This window comes from Bifidobacterium hominis, assembly GCF_040095915.1.
Lineage (GTDB): Bacteria > Actinomycetota > Actinomycetes > Actinomycetales > Bifidobacteriaceae > Bifidobacterium > Bifidobacterium hominis.
Window position 1 is genome coordinate 66284 of sequence record NZ_JBBMFR010000006.1, and the last position, 17517, is coordinate 83800.

The window sequence follows — 17517 nt, forward strand, 5'->3', positions numbered from 1 at the left end:
GGTTTCGACCGCACTTGACCAAAGGAGGAAATGACTATGGCGTCGTTATCAAGATACGATAAGGTGAAAGCTGTTGGGAAATATGCTGCCAGTCTGGTTTATGACGTGCAGCGTGATTATGTCTCAGGCAGCGGCAGCAACGCGAGGGGTAGGGCTAGACTCTCGAGATTGCACAGGGACCTGGATGGGGCATCCCCGTCTTGGATGCTGATTGGCGACGAACTGTTTTCGAATTGGCCGACCGAGCTTGATGAGCCAGCGGATAATTCACCTGAATTCGAGCGCCAGAGCAACGCAATCAGAGCTGCGCTGGGGTTATATGCAGTGCATCAGCGTTCGAAAAAACAGGGAGTCGCGCAAAAGTTTCAGAGCGATCCAAGCCTACGTATGACTTTTGGGCGTGCGTGCAGAAGGATTGAACCTGATACGGACAGTGCGAAAGGTATTCTGCGACGATTGAGAGTCGCGGAGAATGCACCCGATTTCAACGGAATCGTTCGCAGTATGCGCGCTCTTATCATGCTGATGCGCAACACTGATATTCAGGTTGATTATGGTTCCTTGGCTAGCGATCTGTATTTGTTGCAGTTCTCTGATAGCCGTGGGTCCGTGTTCCAACGATGGGGCAGGGATTACTACTCCAAGTTCCCGTCAGCGCAAAGTGGTCAAAAGGCCGACAAGTAATCATCATTCATTTTCAAAAACATCTTCACAATAAACCGATTAGGAGAAAAATCATGTTCGTAGATATCCATTGCCTTCAGCAGGTGCCGCCGAGCAATATCAACCGAGATGATACCGGTAGCCCGAAAACCGCATACGTTGGTGGAGCGCTGAGAGCTCGTGTGTCCAGTCAGTCTTGGAAGCGTGCCATGCGCGAGATGTTCGGTAGCAAGCTGGACAGCAGCAAGATGGGGAAGCGTACTAAGAGCGCGGTGGCGCTGATCAGTAATGCTATTGCTGAGAAAAGGCTGGATTTGGCTGAAGAAGCCAATAATTTGGCAGAGAAAGTGCTGACTGCTACGGGTGTCAAGGTTAAGGCATCCGATCGCGCTGGAGCAGACAAGGGGTCAGCTGCTACAGAGTATTTGATTTTCATCGCTAACCGTGAAGTTGAACAGCTGGCTGATATCGCGATTGCCGCATTCGATGAGGGGAAGGATCCCTCGAAGTTGAAGAAGGAGGTGGCTGCAGTGTTCCATGGTAAGCAGGCTATCGATATCGCTTGCTTTGGCCGCATGCTGGCTGATGCTCCAGATTTGAATACGGATGCCTCGGCTCAGGTTGCCCATGCGTTCTCCATCGATCAGATTACGCCTGAATATGATTACTTCACTGCTGTTGATGATTGTGCATCGGACGACAATGCCGGTGCTGCCATGATCGATACTGTTGGTTTCAACTCCTCGACTTTGTATCGGTACGCGACGTTGAACGTTGATGCGTTGAGGGATCAGCTGCAGGATGCTGATGCAATGGTGGAAGGAGTTTCCGCCTTCGTGGAAGCCTTTGTCAAGTCTATGCCCTCCGGCAAGCAGAATACGTTCGCCAACCACACACTTCCTGAGGATATTGTGATCGTGCTTCGCGATTCACAGCCGATTAGCGCAGCTGACGCCTTTGAGAATCCCATCAAGAGGAAGGATGGGATTTCGGTCTCCAGACAAGGCATCGAACGACTGGGCGACAGGTTGAACGAGATTCGTATCAACTACGGCGAGGAACCGGTGAAGGCTTGGCATGTTGTGTCCGGTGGTTCTGTGCCCAGTCTGGATGAATGGAGTGAACAGGTTACGCTGCCGGAGCTTGAGCAGAGCTTGCGAGAAACGCTGAGCGCCGCGTATTCCGCGTGATGCTCGGAAGGAGTTGAAATGAGCGTTCTATTATTGCAATTGGCCGGACCATTGCAGTCATGGGGCGATTCTTCGCGATTCGTTCGGCGTGAGACTCGTAACGAGCCAACCAAAAGCGGTGTGATCGGCATGCTGGCTTCGGCGCAGGGACGTACCCGGGAGGATTCCATCGAGGATTTACTAGGTATATCGTTTGGTGTGCGTGTCGAGCAACGCGGTAGGGTAATCCGTGATTTTCAGACCGAAAAATCCCTGACAAGGAAACGTAATTCCAGGAAGTTCGATAAGGAGATGTCGCCGACTTATCGGTATTATCTGGCGGACGCCTGTTTTCTGGTCGCGCTGGGTGCTGATCATTCGGTGTTGGAAACGTTGGATAATGCGATTCATTCGCCGAAATGGCCGCTTTATCTAGGTAGGCGTTCGTGCCCGCCGAATTATCCGTTGTCGTTGGGCATCCACGATGAGTATGAAGATATTCGCCAGGCTCTGAATTCCGAGGTGTGGCACGCTTCGGAATGGTATCGGAGACGTTACAAGTATCCGGATTTGGAAATCGTCTGCGATGCTGAAGAAGTCGAAAACGTAACGACGCAATCGGATTTGCCGCTAAGTTTCAGCCGGGAGGGGCGACGCTATGCGAATCGTGCGGTGCATCATTACCGCATTCCTAACCCGGATAAGCCCGTGGATGAAGGCGAGAAGGACGATACTCGGCCTCCTTCCTTTGAATCTACCGGTGAATCGGATCCGATGAACTTCATCTAGGTAGGAAAGAACGATGTTTATCTCGAGAATAGCCTTGAACAAGGCGCGTTACGGGGCTCGGCAGCTTATTAGTTCGCCATATAAGCTGCATGCGGCAGTGGAATGCGCATTCCCTCCCAATGCAGTTCGAAACAACGATGAAGGACGTATCCTGTGGAGGCTGGACACGTCTGTGGCCGATAACGGTGTTTGGCTCTATGTGGTGAGTCCGGAGAAACCTGACTTCATGCATATCGTCGAACAGGCTGGTTGGCCGATGCATGCGGAGTGGGAAACGAAGAATTATGAGCCGTTGCTTGAGCGTATCGCTAAAGGACAACGGTGGCATTTCAAACTTCGCGCGAATCCAGTCCGAAAGGCAAAAGAAGATAGGGGGCGGAGGCGCAGGAACGGCGGAATCGTTGGCAAGGTGCAAGGCCACGTTACCGTTGGTCAGCAGTTGCAGTGGCTGATCGATCGTTCGGCGTCCCATGGTTTCGCCATTCTGTGCGACCAGAATGATCGACCTGACGTGGTGGTGAGGGAACGTCATAAGGAGAACTTCAAACGTGCTGATGCAACCGTTACTTTGGTCACAGTGGTTTTTGAAGGATGCTTGGAGGTCACCGATGCGGAACTGTTCTGCAAGACTCTTTGCCAAGGCATAGGAAGGGCGAAAGGTTTCGGATGTGGATTGTTGACAATTGCTCCGGATCTGAACAATTAAGGGCGAATGATGAATGTGCAAACGACAGACGGCGACAATCTTACAGACGATTATGTTGAGGCGGCGGAGCGTCAGCCGAAGAAAAACGGGCACTCTCACATGGGTACTCCACCACCGGAGATTAGTGAACTTGTCCGTGCGGAAGACCGTCTGTCGTTTGCGTATTTCGAACATTGCACCATCGGGCGTGATGACAATGCCATTACCGCAACGGATAGTGCCGGCGTTACCCACATTCCTGCAGCGACGCTGAGCGTGTTGATGCTGGGGCCTGGAACGCGCGTGACACATCAGGCGATGACGGTCATAGGGGAGAACGGCGCGACTGTGATTTGGGTAGGGGAGCGTGGCGTTCGTATGTATGCCTTCGGCAAACCATTGACGCATTCTTCTGTACTGCTGCAAAGACAGGCGGCTCTCGTGTCTAACACGAGGAAGAGATTGAATGTTGCGCGCCAGATGTACCAAATGCGTTTCCCCGGCGAAGATGTGAGTGGTCTGACCATGCAACAGCTTCGGGGCCGCGAGGGAGCGCGTATACGGCGGGTGTACCGTGAGTGTTCCGCTCGTACCGGAGTGGAGTGGGACAAAAGAACGTATGATCATGATGATTTCATGGCTGGCTCGGAGATTAACAAAGCCTTGTCTGCTGCCCATACATGTCTGTATGGTCTGGCGCATGCCGCAATAGTGGCGCTAGGTTGCTCTCCGGGGTTAGGTTTCGTACATGTAGGTCATGAGCGGTCGTTCGTCTACGATATAGCCGATCTTTATAAGGCTGAATTGTCGATTCCGGTTGCGTTCGAAACGGCGGCAACTCAACCAGAGGATGTTGGATCGGCAGTACGGCATAACGTTCGCGATGCAATATACGATCTTAGTTTGCTGAAACGAATGGTGAAAGACATTCGCACGTTATTGGGAGAATCTTCCTCCGATGATGTTCAGAGCGCTGGGGATCATGTCGGACTGTGGGATGAACGGCTGGGAGAAGTATCTGCAGGAAAATCCTATGCCGATGATGAGTGGGGATATGAGGAATGGTAGTTATTGTATTAACGGCATGCCCGGTGGGTTTACGCGGTGACCTTACTCGATGGCTATTGGAAATATCGCCAGGCGTGTTTGTGGGGCATTTGGATGCACGTGTTCGTGAAAAACTGTGGGAGCGAATCGTTGAACTCTCAAAGAACGGTCGTGCCATTATGGTTTATTCGGCTCGAAATGAGCAGCATCTTGCTTTTAAAGTGCATGGAGCTGAGTGGTCTCCGACAGACTGTGAAGGCTTGGAGCTTGTAAAACGTCCTTCTGGTCCAAAGGAAGTGTCGTTTGGTAGTGCTCTTCACCGTGGATGGAGTAATGCCAGTAAGTATCGGCAGGCGAAGAAGTATTCAAACTAAATGAAAAACGAATGACATGAATTTAGAAACCACGAAATTGCTATAATCTCTTAGTGTGTTCCCCGCATACGCGGGGATGATCCCCGCAAGAACGTCGAGCAGCAGCTCCTGCACAAGTGTTCCCCGCATACGCGGGGATGATCCCGGCAGATCTGGCATGGGCCTTACGGCATGACGGTGTTCCCCGCATACGCGGGGATGATCCCCGTGACCGTCAAAAGGTCAGTGCAATGGGTCGGTGTTCCCCGCATACGCGGGGATGATCCCATGACCAACGTCCCGCAACTCTACAGCACCTCGTGTTCCCCGCATACGCGGGGATGATCCCGTGACATCGTTGCTCGTCGGCTCCACACGCCCGTGTTCCCCGCATACGCGGGGATGATCCCCACGTTAGAAAGGCAAAAAGTGTCTCTAGCAAGTGTTCCCCGCATACGCGGGGATGATCCCTCACCAGAGCACGATAAAGGCCTCAATGTCACCAAATGGTGTCAATGAGACCTTTATCAGCATCAATCATAACACAGCCAAGGCTGTGTTCCCCGCATACGCGGGTATGATCCCGGCATGCCGATGAGCCACCATGCGATCCAGCAGTGTTCCCCGCATACGCGGGGATGATCCCAAGGATACGCTGCCCATGATCGTCGGCACGAAGTGTTCCCCGCATACGCGGGGATGATCCCCGAGGCATGAAAAACCGGAAGCAAGCCCGCGCGAATCGGCTGTTATCTCAAGTCTGCACGGGGACTTCCGGCAATGCAAAATCATACCCCACAACCGAGAAAAGCAAGGCAACATGGCTGGATACCGAAGCAGACCAGCGGAGCCGCCTGTAAGTGTTCCCCGCATACGTGGGGATGATTTTAATTAAAACTTCGACCTGCATATAGCTTTCTGTCGAGCATAATGAGGGGCGCGCTTGCGATTACCGGTTGTATCTCGCTTCGGTGATCCGGATTCCTGGTGTTCGGAGCGTTGATGACGAGTCCACGGTTGGATTCAGAAAGCATAAGCGGATGGCGGTCGATGAAATGCCGAACGACAAGAAAACCTACGACATTAATTCGTGCGCGGTCAGCATGCCGACGGCGCACGACGGGAGGGGTCCGTCCTGGAGTCAAAGATCGAGCCAGTTCCCCAGCTCTTGACTGGCGATTATGTCTATTGGATAGTGTACCTCGCTTATATATGGCAGGTGTTCGTGCGAAAAGCGCCAAAAACATGCCCTCTAAGTGGCTTTTCTCGAATGACATGTGCCATATATAAGCCAGATATCGCGGTTCAGTTCAGATGAACTGGGTATATGTCCATAAATTTCGACGATTGGGGTGTATCGAGAGTTCCGAGTTGGTTTCAATGACAATCCGAGGGGGTGAAAACGAGTTCATGGGCACGCGAGCGGAGTCTCAGATGCGCAGGACTCCTCACGCAGCGCATATCACAATCCCAGCCAGGCACGTAGGTCACGAATTTCCTGATTGCAGATGCCGTGGCCCATTCCCGGATATTCAAAGTAGGTGAGATTGCCGGTTTGCGCAAGTTTGTTGTGCGCGCACTGTTGGTCGGCTAAAGGAATTGTGCGGTCTTCGCTGCCGTAGCAGAGTGCGAATCGCGTGCGTCCGGTCGCGGGCAAAGGCTCAGCGGTTTCGCCTTTGAATGATGGGCTCATCAGAATCGCCATGTCGAACGCATCGGGATGTTCCGCAACCATGCGATACGACAGGTATCCGCCCTGCGAAAACCCGATCAGTACCTTGCGGAAATGCGCGTATGCGGGCGAATCCAGCAATCGTACGACGGCGTCGCCCACGGCACTGCACTCACGTCGACGCTCTCCTACGGAACATCCATCCGGATACCAGTAGTAGCTTCCGATGTAAGGACGTTCGTACGTGCCTTGGAACGACAGATAATTCGGATGCTGGGCAGGAGCAATGGAGTTGTCCGTTGAAGATGCGTCTCGCTTCGGAACATCATAAATCGCATCAATAATGCGGATCATCTCATTTTCATCATTGCTGAATCCATGAAATCCCAAGAACAGCAGATCATCGCCGACTATTTCGCAGGCGGACGTCTCAATGCTGGTACTCACGTTCAAACGCATATCAACCTCCCATCGCATGTCGATAGTATGCAGATTTCCAACGGCACCATAACGGTGGACAGCGAAGTGGGGAAGGGCACGACGTTCACCGTTATGCTGCCGTTGGTTGAGGAAAACACTGAATATGTGGCGAAGTTTACAGCAATCCATCCGCATGCAACGCGCCATACATGCGGTCCAGGCATTCGACCAGCAGCGGATACGGCATTGCTATGTTCACGCGCACGCATCCGGCACCGGTCTCGCCGCATGAACGCCCGTCGGTCAACGCCACTTGCGCCTTCTCAAGGAAGTATGAGGCCGGATCGTCGATGCCAAGCGGCGAGAAATCAAGCCATGCGATATATGTGCCCTGCGGTTTGATATAGCCGACGCCGGCGAACCTTTCACGTATCTGCTCGTCGAACAACGCCAAATTCCTGCGCACATAGGCAAACGCATCCTGGAACCACAGGTCGCCTTCGTTATATGCGGTGGTGGTGGCGATTGCGCCGATGGTGGCGGTCTGATGTTCGCTCCACTCCGCCTTGACCGCCCACATGTCACGATCCGCAGGATTGGTAAGCAGCACCTGCGCGCACTTCGTGCCCGGAATATTGAACGATTTCGACGCGCTGGTAGCGGTCATCGACTGTAATGCGGCCTGCTCGCTGATGGTGGGGAACGGAATGTGCTTGCCCTCAAACACGAACGGCGCATGAATCTCATCATTGAAAATACGCACGTCATACTGTGTCGCAAGATCGCTCAGACGCAGCTCCTCCTCCAAGGTGAGCACTTTGCCGATCGGGTTGTGCGGGTTGCAGAGCACGAACGCATGGCATCCGGCCGCAAACGCGCGTTCGATGGCGTCGAAGTCGAACACCCATTGCGCCTCTCCGGTTTCGGCGTCGCCGCTTTGCAGCATTTCGATTTCGATCACGTCAACGTCGTACAGTTTCGGAACGCTCAAAAACGGCATGTAGGCAGGCGTCGGCACGATCACGCTGTTGCCCGCACCGACCAGTTCACGCAGGAAAAGCTCATAAGCTTCGAGTACGTCGGGAACCACGCGAATAATGCTCGGATCGACATCCCATCCGTAATGCGAGCGTTGCCATCCTGCGCATGCTGCTGCCACGCGCTGTTTCCAGGGTTCGGGAATGTAGCCGAGTTTGCAATGGTCGCAGGCGTTGTCGATGGCTTCTTGGATGCAGGGAGCCAGGCCGTAGTCCATTTCGGCGATGAACGCGCCGATGCAGCCGGGGTAGCGTGTCCACTTGTCGGAGCCGACTGCGGCAAGATCGGCTGCGGTGGTGTGGTCGATGGCGTCGGCGTCAAAGCCGGAACCGGTACGATGCTTCATTTCCATGATTTCTTCCATGGTTCCAGCATGACGTACCGATGCTTGCACGAACAGTGTGTTCTTGTACTGAAAGCAAAGACTGTTATGAAGTTTTCTTATATCAGATGCTTTTGCTATTCAATTATTAATCTGATTATGATGATATAGCAAAATACTGGAAACAATTGTTTGCTGCAGTATTCCGCGATTGCGAATAAGCACGGATATCAAACGATGAATCAAATGTTTTCCAAATACTGGTGTGATGCCCTTTCGATTTCGTCTTTGACGCGGGTCACTGCCGGTCGGTCGTCCGCTTTTCTTGTGACGAAACAGACTGTGCGGAATGCGTTGTTGTCGGCGATTGGCAGTGCGGCCAAATCGGGTTGGATTCCAGCGGTTGTGGCTAAGCGAGATATGATCGAGACGCCCATGCCAACTTCCACCAGATTCTGCGTGGCCCAAAAATCGTCGGTCGAATGTGTGATTTCCGGTGTGAAGCCGGCGGCACGCGCCAACGACACCAGATTCGCCTGGCAGGTTTCGCAGCCGGCGATCCACTGTTCGCCGCGTGCCGAAACCAATTGGACCGGCAGGTGCGAGCTTTCGTACTGGCGCGCGATCGCATTGTTCGCGCCGATCAGCAGCATCAGCGGATCGACACCGAAAGGAGCGACTTCCAAATCGTCCGGTCCGGCCAAAGCGGGGAGTGAATTGTATTGGAAGATGATCGCGCAATCGGCAAGCCCCTGTTCCAACGCCTCCATGGCCTCAGGCGGCTCCATCTGCATGAGGCTCACGCGAATGTCGGACGTTTTGCTGATATGCACGAGCACGCGTGCCACGAACGACGAACATACCGATGGAGGAGCGACCAAACGAATATGCGTCGATCCGTTGCGCTGGTACTCTTCCACATCTTTGACGGCTTGGGTGACGCGATTGTCGATGAGCTGCCCGTGGCGTGCCAGAATACGGCCGATCGGAGTCAATTCCACGCCATGCGACGTGCGCTGCACGAGTTTTGCGTCAAGTTCGCGTTCGACCTTGCGGATCTGTTGGCTGATGGCCGGTTGCGACCAGCCGGTTTCGCGCGCGACCGCGGAGAACGAACCCAAACGTTCCACATTCCACAAGGTCACGAGAATCTGCGGGTTCAGTGTTTTCGTGCTGAATCCCGTGGCATTCGCGGTGATGCTGATGTCGGTGTTCGTGTTGGCGTTTTCGCGCGTGTTGCTATCGGCTGGAGTGTTCATATGAGGGTAGTGCTCAACTTTTTAGGAATGCGGGGATGGCCTCGGCTGCCGCATAGCCCGCGCGGTACATGCGTTCCAAACCTTCGAACGACTTGCTCAACGTGTTCAGGCCGTACAGGCTTTCCGGCGCGAGGATGAGCACGCGGCCGTCCTGCTCGTATTCCTTGGCCAGCGCCACTTCGTCGTTGTACGTCTGATAACGGTTGAGCAGTTTTTCCGCGGCTTCGGGGTGGCTGCGCTTCAAAATCCTGGCCGGGCCGATGTCCCTCTTCTGTTCGCGTACGGTGTCTTTCGGGCGGGTGAGTATCACCACGATACGGTCGTAGCCGTCATCGATGGCCTTCTGCACCGGAATCGGATCGGCGATGCCGCCGTCGTAATAGGGGACGCCATCGATCGCATACGGTTCGCAAGCTACCGGCACCGCTGATGACGCCTTCAGGATGTCGAAATTGTCGTAGCCCACGTCGGATTTGCCGAAATACTTCGTGGAGCCGTCTTCGGCGTTGCACGCAACCACGGTGAAACCGGTCGGGTTGGCTTCGAAAGCCGCGTAGTCAACCGGATTTTCGCCATCATGATTGCTGAGCGTGCTATACACGTAATCGAGGTTGGCGAAATTATGGTTCTTGACATAGCTGTCGAAGCTCGCGTATTCCTTGCGGAACGCGTACTGCGTGTAGAACGTGTGGTTGCGCCCATGCTGCTTCGCGATGAACGAAACCATGTTGGCGCTGCCGGCGGAAACACCATAGCAGTGGTCGACGCTGATGCCGTCCTCAAGCATGCGGTCCATCACGCCCGCACCGTAGATCGCGCGGAAACCGCCGCCGACGTCGATCATTGCCGTCCTGTGAGCCATATGCGCCCCGTCCTTTCGCCGTCCGTCCCTTTTGCGGGTTCAATTGACTTTACGCGGTCTAATTGACGTATTTCTGCGTGTTCGGTCATTTCTTATCGAAGGACGACGTAAGATATCTGCGAATAATCAATAAAAATGGAGTGGAGAAGATATCAATGAACGAAGCTGCACTGCCTCAGTCGACGGTCCACATCGCCCAAGCTGATCCGGACGGGATTCTGCTGGTGATTCACGCGGGTGCCGGCAATCGTGGCAAAAAGGATACGCCGGAACGTCGTGCCCAGGTGGAGCAGGATTTGAACAGGGCTCTTGAAGCTGGCTATGCGCTGCTGGAGCAGGGGGCGCCGGCGGAGGATGCCGTGTGCGCGGCTATCCGTGTTATGGAGGATGCTCCGGAGTTCAACGCTGGTCGTGGCGCTGCATTGACGAGCGAAGGCATCGTATCCATGGATTCCTGCCTGATGACCGGTGTCGATGGCGAGGTCGGTTCCGCGTGCGGTCTGACCACGTCTAAGAATCCGATCAACGTAGCGCGTGCCATCAAGGAAAAGACCAAGCATGTCATGTTTGCCAAGCCCGGTAATGATTTGCTTAAGGAGTGGGGAATCGAACTGTGCGACAGTGAATATTTCATCACTCCAGCACGTCAGGAATCCTTGCGCGAGGCGCAATCCAACGGCGATGAATGGGAGAAGCATGGCACCATCGGCGCTGTCGCCCGTGACTCGTCCGGCAACATCGCTGCCGGCACCTCCACCGGTGGCATCACCAACCAGATGCCGGGACGCGTCGGCGATTCGCCTCTGCCGGGCTGTGGTACCTATGCCAACAACGATTCCGTCGCGATCTCCTGCACCGGCATCGGTGAAGCGTTCGTCAAGGAAGTCGCTGCGCATCAGGTTTCCGATCGTGTTCTGTACGCCAAGGAGGAGCCGATCGAGGCTGCGAAGGCGGCGCTGGATGGTGTCGCCCGTCATCATGGCGATGGCGGTATGATCGTCGTTCCGGCTCATGGTGAAGGCGCAATGGTGTTCAATAGCGAGATGATGAACTGCGGTTGGAAGTCTCCGAAGGGCAGCTACGTGCAGAGTTGATGCTGTAGTGGCAAACCGGCAAAACAAGCCACAAAAGTACAGTGGGGTTCGAATCCATGAAGGATTCGAACCCCACTGTACTTGAGCTCCCTATATGGCCGGCGAATCGTTCGTCCGCCGGCCAGAAACATCACTTAGTGATGGTGTTGTAGGTAGGCAGATTGGTGTAATCGAACGATACGTTCTTCACGTTCGTCGCGGACGCGGCGGCGACGTTGTCGTTCCACAGCGGAATCACCGGAAGATCCTTGGCCAGCACTTCCTGCGCCTTGGTGAAGTCCTCGGTCCGCTTCTTTACGTCGGTCTGGGCAAGTGCGGCATTCAGGAGCTTGTCGAATTCCGCACTCTTGTAATCACCATCGTTCGAACCATGACCGTCAGCGGAGCTGGAGGCATATAGCGGATTGAGATAATCCTCAGCGGACGGGTAATCCAGCATCCAGCCGGCACGGAACGCGGTTTTGATGGTGCGGTTGGTCACCTGGTTACGCACGTCGCTGAACGTGGCGTACGGCTCGCCAGCGGCGTCGATGTCGAGCGTGTTCTTGATCTGATTGCACACGGCATCGACCCATTCCTTATGGCCGCCATCGGCGTTATAGGCGATTCGGAAGTTGCCGGACCACGGCTTGATGGCATTGGCTTTCCTCCAGAGTTCCTTGGCCTTGGAAGCGTTGTATTTCAGGTTGCTGCCGTTCTGTTCCAGTTTCTTCACATATTCGGGGACGAGCGGTGAAGTGAAATCGGTGGCCGGGGTCTTCGTGTTGTTGTAAACCTTCTTGACGATCTGGTCGCGGTCGATGGCCATGGAAATGGCCTGACGACGCAACTGGCCTTCTTCGTCGTTGCCGAAATGCTCAAGACGTTCCGGAATGACGAAGGACTGGAACGAGGATCCTGCCTGGCTGTAGGCGATCACGCTGGAATCCTGACGGAAGGTCTTCACCGCGGACTGTGGAATCTGATCCATCACGTCGAGGTTGCCAGACAGCACGTCGGAGTAAGCGGAATCCTCATTCGTGTAGACGCGGTATTCGATGCCTTTGTTGGACACCTTGCGGCTGCCCTTATAATCCTTGTTTGGTACGACGATGATGTTCTTGTCGTGGGACCAGGACTTGAACTTGTACGGACCATTGCCAATCGGAGCCTGGCCGAACTTCTTGATGTCCTTAAATGCCACGCTTGGCAGCGGGAACATGGATTGGTGCGCGAGCTTGGTCGGGAATACGGAATCAGGCTTGTTCAGCTCGACGACCAGCGTGTAGTCGTCCGGGGTGGAAAGACCGGAAAGTGTGGCCTTCGGATCGACGTTCGGATCCTGCAGTTCGTCATAGCCCTTGATGGTGGAGAATCGGCTTGCGGTCTTCTGCGCGTTCTTCACGTTGGCGGCGAAACTCCAGGTGTCGGCGAAGGAATGGGCGGTTACCGCCTCGCCGTTGGTGAACTTCCAGCCTTTCTTCAACTTGATTGTGTACTTGGTGGCATCCTCGTTCGGGGTGATACTCTCGGCGACTTCGAGATGTTGCTTGCCCTTTGCGTCGAAGCTCACCAGACCTTCGAACAGGTATCGAATAACTCTGCCGCCGCCCATTTCGTTGGTGTCGCTTGGAATTAGACCGTTCTGCGGTTCGCTGTTGTTCACTGAAATCAGCGATGTGCTATCGGAGCCGTTGGAGGCTGTGTCATCGCTGGACGACGAGCCGCATGCGGCGATCGACGTCAGCATGGCGCCCGCTGCGGCCATGGCCAGCAGTCGACGGAACACGTTGTTCTTCATTTCATTCTCCTTTAATGTCGGCATTTCCGCCGATTATGTCGGCGAAAAACAATAGGACACAATATAGGAGTTTTGTGAAATTTTCGCGTTATGTCTCAATTTGGAAATGAACAGCTCGCAGGCGATGAATACGGCGTGTCCGCATCCAATGCGTGTGCGGACGCCATCCTCAGCTTTCCAGGAATGAGGGAATGGCCTCGGCCGCCGCATAGCCCGCGCGGTACATGCGTTCCAAACCTTCGAACGACTTGCTCAACGTGCTTAAACCATACAGGCTTTCCGGTGCGAGAATAAGCACGCGGCCGTCTTTCTCGTATTCCTTGGCCAACACCACTTCATCGTTCTCTGAAGCTGCTGTTTTCTTGACTCTACGCGCGTATTGAGGACATTTGCGCGCATTCGCGATCAGCGATCGAGCAGCGACTGCGCTAACCGTGCAATTCGTTCGCAAGTGTCTGAATTCGCAAGTTCAATACCGCCGTCGGCATGGTCCGGCGCAAGTTTGCCCAACGATTCGAGCACCACGCCAAGATGGCGCACGGTACCGGCGTTACCGTCGATGATCGCAGCTGAACTCGGCAGCAATTCGCGGAAATAGTCACGATAGAACACGAAATGCGTGCAGCCAAGCACTACCGAATCAATCGTCGACAAATCATACTGGTCGAAATACTCATGCAACGTGCGCATCACCGTGTCATGATCGTCAAGCAGGCCATGTTCGACGATCTCCACCAAACCGGGGCATGGTTCCGGAAAAATCGTATGATCGGCTTTGAACCGGTCCATCAACACGGCGAATTTTTTCTCGCGCAACGTAAGGGGAGTGGCGGCCACGATCACGCGCTGACGATGGCCCTCACCACGGTCGCATGCCACTTTCAATGCCGGTTCCATGCCGATGATCGGAATGTCGTAGCGGTCGCGCAGTTCGTTGGCTGCTGCGGAAGTTGCGGTATTGCAGGCGATCACCACCGCTTTCACACCTTGTTTCACGAAGCGTTCCACGATGGTGTTCGACAGGTCGCGCACCTGTTCCGGAGATTTCGTGCCATATGGGGCGTTTGCGGAGTCGCCGAAATAGAGCACACGCTCATTCGGCATGTTATGGCGGATCTCACGGACCACGGAAATACCTCCCAAACCGGAGTCGAATACGCCGATTGGTGCCGTTGAAGTCATGATTCCTCCTGCGATTGCCAGACTTAGCCTGCCTCCAATAGCCTACCGCGTGTAGAGTGAATTGGTATGAGCATTCCGAACATTGTTTACAAAGCGCACGCCACAGGCAACGATTTCGTGGTGTATGTTGACCCCGAAGGAGCGTATGAGCCGACCGCCGACGAAGTGCGAATGCTGTGCGACCGTCATTTCGGCATTGGCGGCGACGGACTGATTCGTCTCGTCCACCCGAAAGACGTTTCCGACCTGAATGATGCCCAAGTGGACGAATGCGCTGCCGGGGACGCGCAATGGTTCATGGACTACCGTAACGCCGACGGATCATTGGCCGAAATGTGCGGCAACGGCACACGAGCCATCACCCTGTTCGCGCAACGCCAGGGTATCGCCGACCAGCCGGGTGGCAAACCATTCCGCCTTGGCACGCGCGCCGGCGTGAAAGTGCTGACGTCGCTCGGCAATGTGCCCGGCCTCGGCAACGACGTGTTCCAGGTGGAAATGGGCGCGTGGAAGCGTGGTGACCTCGACTTCTACGAGGTAACGATTCCGGGAACCAAGGGTTCCGCGCGAGGCACGTTCGTGGACATGGGCAATCCGCATGTGGTCGCTGTCATCGAAGACGCGTTCTCCAGCCTGCCGACCGTGGAACAGCTTGATCTGGTGACCAAGCCGGTCGTCTCGCCCCAGATCGAAAGCGACCAGAACGTTGAATTCGTGCGTATCGACGAACAAAGCGAAGGCGACAACGAGGGTAGCGCCACCATGCGCGTCAACGAGCGCGGCTGCGGCGAAACGCTGTCGTGCGGTACGGGCCTGTGCGCCACCGCCATCACCCTGTGCGCCAAAACAGGTATCGACCATTGGACGATCACCGTACGTGGTGGCACCTTGCGCGTCGACGTGACCGACGATGATGTGAAACTCACCGGATCGGCCACCATCGTCGGCAAAATCGAACTGCTGTAAGACTGCTGTAAGACGGTTTTTCGCGCGAATCTCATATGAGAAACCGAAATCCGCAAATAAATACAAGAGAAGCCGGCTGTTTCCAGTCGGCTTCTCTTGTATTCAGGCAAATATTTGATATTGCGTAGATTGTTGGCTGACGTCAGCTGAACAGCATCGGACCATCCTTGACGAGAATGATCACAATCAATGCCACAATCCATAAGGCATCGACCATCAGATCGTAATTAAGACGGTAGTAGGTGCGCACGCCCTCGCCTTTGGCCGGAATCTCCTGAACCACCGCCGTGGCATGAGACAACGCCATGAACTGTACGGTGGTGGAGAACATCAGGCACAGACACCACGGACATAGCGCGTTGATCACAAACAACGACTGCGAGGTCAGCCAATACGAATAAGCCAGCGCGGCCAGTCCGCCCAGCCATGTGCACAACGCAAACCAGCGAGGCACGGCAACCTTCATCAATCCAATCACCGCAATCGTTACAAACACTGATTCCGCGGCGATACCGAAGAACGCATTCGGGAAACTCAAACCGGCGAACTTCACAATCTCAGCCTGCCACGATTCCGCAACCGTGGAACACGACATCACGGCATTCACGTCACAGCTGAGCTTTTGACCGGGATTGCGAGCCAATTTCAGTGTCTCAGCGGAAAGCACGAACGATACGACCAGCGCGACTGCCGAAGCGACCAGCATAATCAGATACGTCCAAGTGGCGCCGTGACGCCAGCCGCGCGGTTTCGTATAATCATCGTCGAGAGTGGCTTCGGCAACCAGTCCGCCGGGGAAATCGCTCATCATGCATCCTTGAATCAAAATACAAACGTTGTCATCGCCTAGTTTACGCGGTATTGTGCCGCGTTGCGACGAAGAACAGCTTACGATGGATACATGATTCGCGTAGGCACTGCGGCACCGCCCGCTGAAGGTTGGGACATTCACTGTCATACCGTTTTTTCCGACGGTACGGAAACGCCGCGTGTGTTGCTGAAAGAGGCACGATCATTGCGATTGCATGGTGTTGCGATTGCCGATCATGACACGACCTCCGGTTGGCAGGATGCGTTGGCCGCTTCGCAGGAGATTGGATTGCCGTTGTTGCGCGGCACGGAAATCACCGCCGTCGACGGCAATGTGTCCGTGCATATGCTTGCGTTCCAATATGATCCGTTGAACGCCAATATCAGCGAGATGTTCGCGTCCACCCGCGAGGCGCGACTGCGTAGAACCAAGCGCATGGTCGAACTGATGGCGCAGGATTTTCCGATTACGTGGGATGATGTGCTCGCGCAGGTGCGTGAAGGCAAACGCACCACGATCGGTCGGCCGCATATCGCCGACGCATTGGTGGCTGCCGGCGTGTATGAAACGCGATCCGACGCGTTCGCCGACGCGGTGAGCGCAACGTCGAAATATTACATTCCCACGCCATCGCCGACCACACATGACGTGGTGGCCGCGGTCAAGGGTGCGGGCGGGGTGACGGTTATCGCCCACGCCGGAGACCCCCGGCGTAACCGGACCCTGCTGACTGACCGGCAAATCGAATCTCTCATCACCGAAGGGTTGGACGGTTTGGAAGTGTGGCATCGCGGCAATCCACCCGAGCAGCGTGAGCGGCTGCTTGCCATTGCCGGCAAGCATGATCTGCTGGTAACCGGTGGATCCGACTGGCACGGCAAAGGCAAGCCGAACGTGCTGGGGGAGAACCTCACCGATGATGAAACGGTTCAGGAAATCATCAATCGAGGCGTTTACTTGAGCAAATAATCGTCGAAGGCGAAAATAAAAGACCGAAACGCAATCATCGATGCGTAATCGCGATATGAAACCAGGAACGAGTTGATCGCCCAAAATGGAAAAGCCAGACGTGAGCGTCTGGCTTTTCTTGTTACGTCGAAAACGTGTGTTTCAGCTCGAAGCTGAAATCTGGTGATGCGAACGGATCAGAGGTTGCCGAAACCGACGGCGTGCTTGGTTTCGGAACCGATGATGGCGTAGCCGAGCGAGCCTGCCGGCACCACAATGCGACGGCCCTTGGCGTCCGTCAGATTGATGGTCTTGCCGTTCTCCACGGCGTCGGCGATGGCCGTGTTGACCTCATCGGCGCTCTGTTCGGTGCTGAAGGTGACGGTGCGGGCCACATTCTGAATGCCGAGTTCAATATCCATGGATGCTCCTTCGTGATAATGCGCAATGCATGCGC

Annotated in this window: 17 protein-coding genes, 1 pseudogene and 1 CRISPR repeat array; of the genes and pseudogenes, 9 read left to right on the forward strand and 9 right to left on the reverse strand. The window is 54.8% G+C overall.

The window, feature by feature from the left end:
• The first annotated feature begins 36 nt into the window (after positions 1-36).
• The 6 genes from casB to cas2e are packed head-to-tail and all read left to right on the forward strand — an operon-like array spanning position 37 to position 4727.
• The gene (gene casB, locus WMO36_RS05610) at positions 37-684 is read left to right on the forward strand and encodes a type I-E CRISPR-associated protein Cse2/CasB (RefSeq protein WP_226560003.1); all 648 of its coding nucleotides are present in this window, start codon (positions 37-39) and stop codon (positions 682-684) included.
• Between the two features lie 53 nt (positions 685-737).
• Positions 738-1853: a type I-E CRISPR-associated protein Cas7/Cse4/CasC gene (gene cas7e / locus WMO36_RS05615; protein WP_117659265.1), complete on the forward strand. Its 1116-nt coding sequence runs from the start codon at positions 738-740 to the stop codon at positions 1851-1853.
• An 18-nt stretch (positions 1854-1871) separates the two neighbouring features.
• Positions 1872-2621: a type I-E CRISPR-associated protein Cas5/CasD gene (gene cas5e, locus WMO36_RS05620; RefSeq protein ID WP_117659263.1), complete on the forward strand. Its 750-nt coding sequence runs from the start codon at positions 1872-1874 to the stop codon at positions 2619-2621.
• A 13-nt stretch (positions 2622-2634) separates the two neighbouring features.
• On the forward strand, positions 2635-3327 hold the full coding sequence (gene cas6e, locus WMO36_RS05625) for a type I-E CRISPR-associated protein Cas6/Cse3/CasE (RefSeq protein ID WP_349077103.1): 693 nt from the start codon (positions 2635-2637) through the stop codon (positions 3325-3327).
• Between the two features lie 6 nt (positions 3328-3333).
• Entirely contained in the window at positions 3334-4374 is a 1041-nt protein-coding gene (cas1e, locus tag WMO36_RS05630; protein WP_302164757.1) for a type I-E CRISPR-associated endonuclease Cas1e, read from the forward strand.
• On the forward strand, positions 4368-4727 hold the full coding sequence (gene cas2e / locus WMO36_RS05635; RefSeq protein WP_117784041.1) for a type I-E CRISPR-associated endoribonuclease Cas2e: 360 nt from the start codon (positions 4368-4370) through the stop codon (positions 4725-4727). Before cas1e ends, cas2e begins: the two co-directional genes overlap by 7 nt.
• Before the next feature lie 55 nt (positions 4728-4782).
• Positions 4783-5178: a CRISPR direct-repeat array (repeat unit 29 nt; unit sequence GTGTTCCCCGCATACGCGGGGATGATCCC).
• 990 nt (positions 5179-6168) lie between these two features.
• Here the strand turns inward: cas2e and WMO36_RS05640 are convergent.
• The 4 genes from WMO36_RS05640 to WMO36_RS05655 all read right to left on the reverse strand — a co-directional run bounded on the left by WMO36_RS05640 (position 6169) and on the right by WMO36_RS05655 (position 10279).
• A complete protein-coding gene (locus WMO36_RS05640; RefSeq protein ID WP_349077106.1) occupies positions 6169-6837 on the reverse strand; it encodes an alpha/beta hydrolase in 669 nt (222 codons plus the stop codon).
• A gap of 136 nt (positions 6838-6973) precedes the next feature.
• Positions 6974-8200, reverse strand: coding sequence for a MalY/PatB family protein (locus tag WMO36_RS05645; protein ID WP_349077107.1), 1227 nt, complete (start codon positions 8198-8200; stop codon positions 6974-6976).
• A 200-nt stretch (positions 8201-8400) separates the two neighbouring features.
• On the reverse strand, positions 8401-9417 hold the full coding sequence (locus WMO36_RS05650) for a LysR family transcriptional regulator (protein WP_081019095.1): 1017 nt from the start codon (positions 9415-9417) through the stop codon (positions 8401-8403).
• A gap of 13 nt (positions 9418-9430) precedes the next feature.
• On the reverse strand, positions 9431-10279 hold the full coding sequence (locus WMO36_RS05655; protein ID WP_055063547.1) for a patatin-like phospholipase family protein: 849 nt from the start codon (positions 10277-10279) through the stop codon (positions 9431-9433).
• A gap of 155 nt (positions 10280-10434) precedes the next feature.
• Between WMO36_RS05655 and WMO36_RS05660 the strand changes: the two genes are divergently transcribed.
• The gene (locus tag WMO36_RS05660) at positions 10435-11373 is read left to right on the forward strand and encodes an isoaspartyl peptidase/L-asparaginase family protein (protein WP_022245330.1); all 939 of its coding nucleotides are present in this window, start codon (positions 10435-10437) and stop codon (positions 11371-11373) included.
• Positions 11374-11503: 130 nt separating this feature from the next.
• Here the strand turns inward: WMO36_RS05660 and WMO36_RS05665 are convergent, their stop codons facing one another.
• From WMO36_RS05665 to murI, 3 genes and pseudogenes are all read right to left on the reverse strand, one after another.
• Positions 11504-13153 carry a peptide ABC transporter substrate-binding protein gene (locus WMO36_RS05665; RefSeq protein WP_435374683.1) on the reverse strand — a complete coding sequence of 550 codons (1650 nt, stop codon included), beginning with the start codon at positions 13151-13153 and terminating at the stop codon, positions 11504-11506.
• 169 nt (positions 13154-13322) lie between these two features.
• Positions 13323-13547 (reverse strand): annotated as a pseudogene (locus WMO36_RS05670) (DUF6363 domain-containing protein); the annotation flags it as partial.
• A gap of 11 nt (positions 13548-13558) precedes the next feature.
• Positions 13559-14335, reverse strand: a complete 777-nt coding sequence (murI, locus tag WMO36_RS05675; RefSeq protein ID WP_039199036.1) for a glutamate racemase — start codon at positions 14333-14335, stop codon at positions 13559-13561.
• 66 nt (positions 14336-14401) lie between these two features.
• Between murI and dapF the strand changes: the two genes are divergently transcribed.
• Entirely contained in the window at positions 14402-15301 is a 900-nt protein-coding gene (dapF, locus tag WMO36_RS05680) for a diaminopimelate epimerase (protein ID WP_349077114.1), read from the forward strand.
• Positions 15302-15443: 142 nt separating this feature from the next.
• Here dapF and WMO36_RS05685 read toward each other — a convergent pair whose 3' ends face one another.
• Positions 15444-16112 (reverse strand): vitamin K epoxide reductase family protein, encoded by a 669-nt coding sequence (locus WMO36_RS05685; protein WP_180753704.1) that lies wholly within the window; start codon positions 16110-16112, stop codon positions 15444-15446.
• Positions 16113-16202: 90 nt separating this feature from the next.
• Between WMO36_RS05685 and WMO36_RS05690 the strand changes: the two genes are divergently transcribed.
• Positions 16203-17081, forward strand: a complete 879-nt coding sequence (locus tag WMO36_RS05690) for a PHP domain-containing protein (RefSeq protein WP_349077116.1) — start codon at positions 16203-16205, stop codon at positions 17079-17081.
• Positions 17082-17257: 176 nt separating this feature from the next.
• On the opposite strand, the gene WMO36_RS05695 is transcribed toward WMO36_RS05690, so the two are convergent.
• The gene (locus WMO36_RS05695) at positions 17258-17482 is read right to left on the reverse strand and encodes a DUF3107 domain-containing protein (RefSeq protein ID WP_099571373.1); all 225 of its coding nucleotides are present in this window, start codon (positions 17480-17482) and stop codon (positions 17258-17260) included.
• Positions 17483-17517 lie beyond the last annotated feature (35 nt).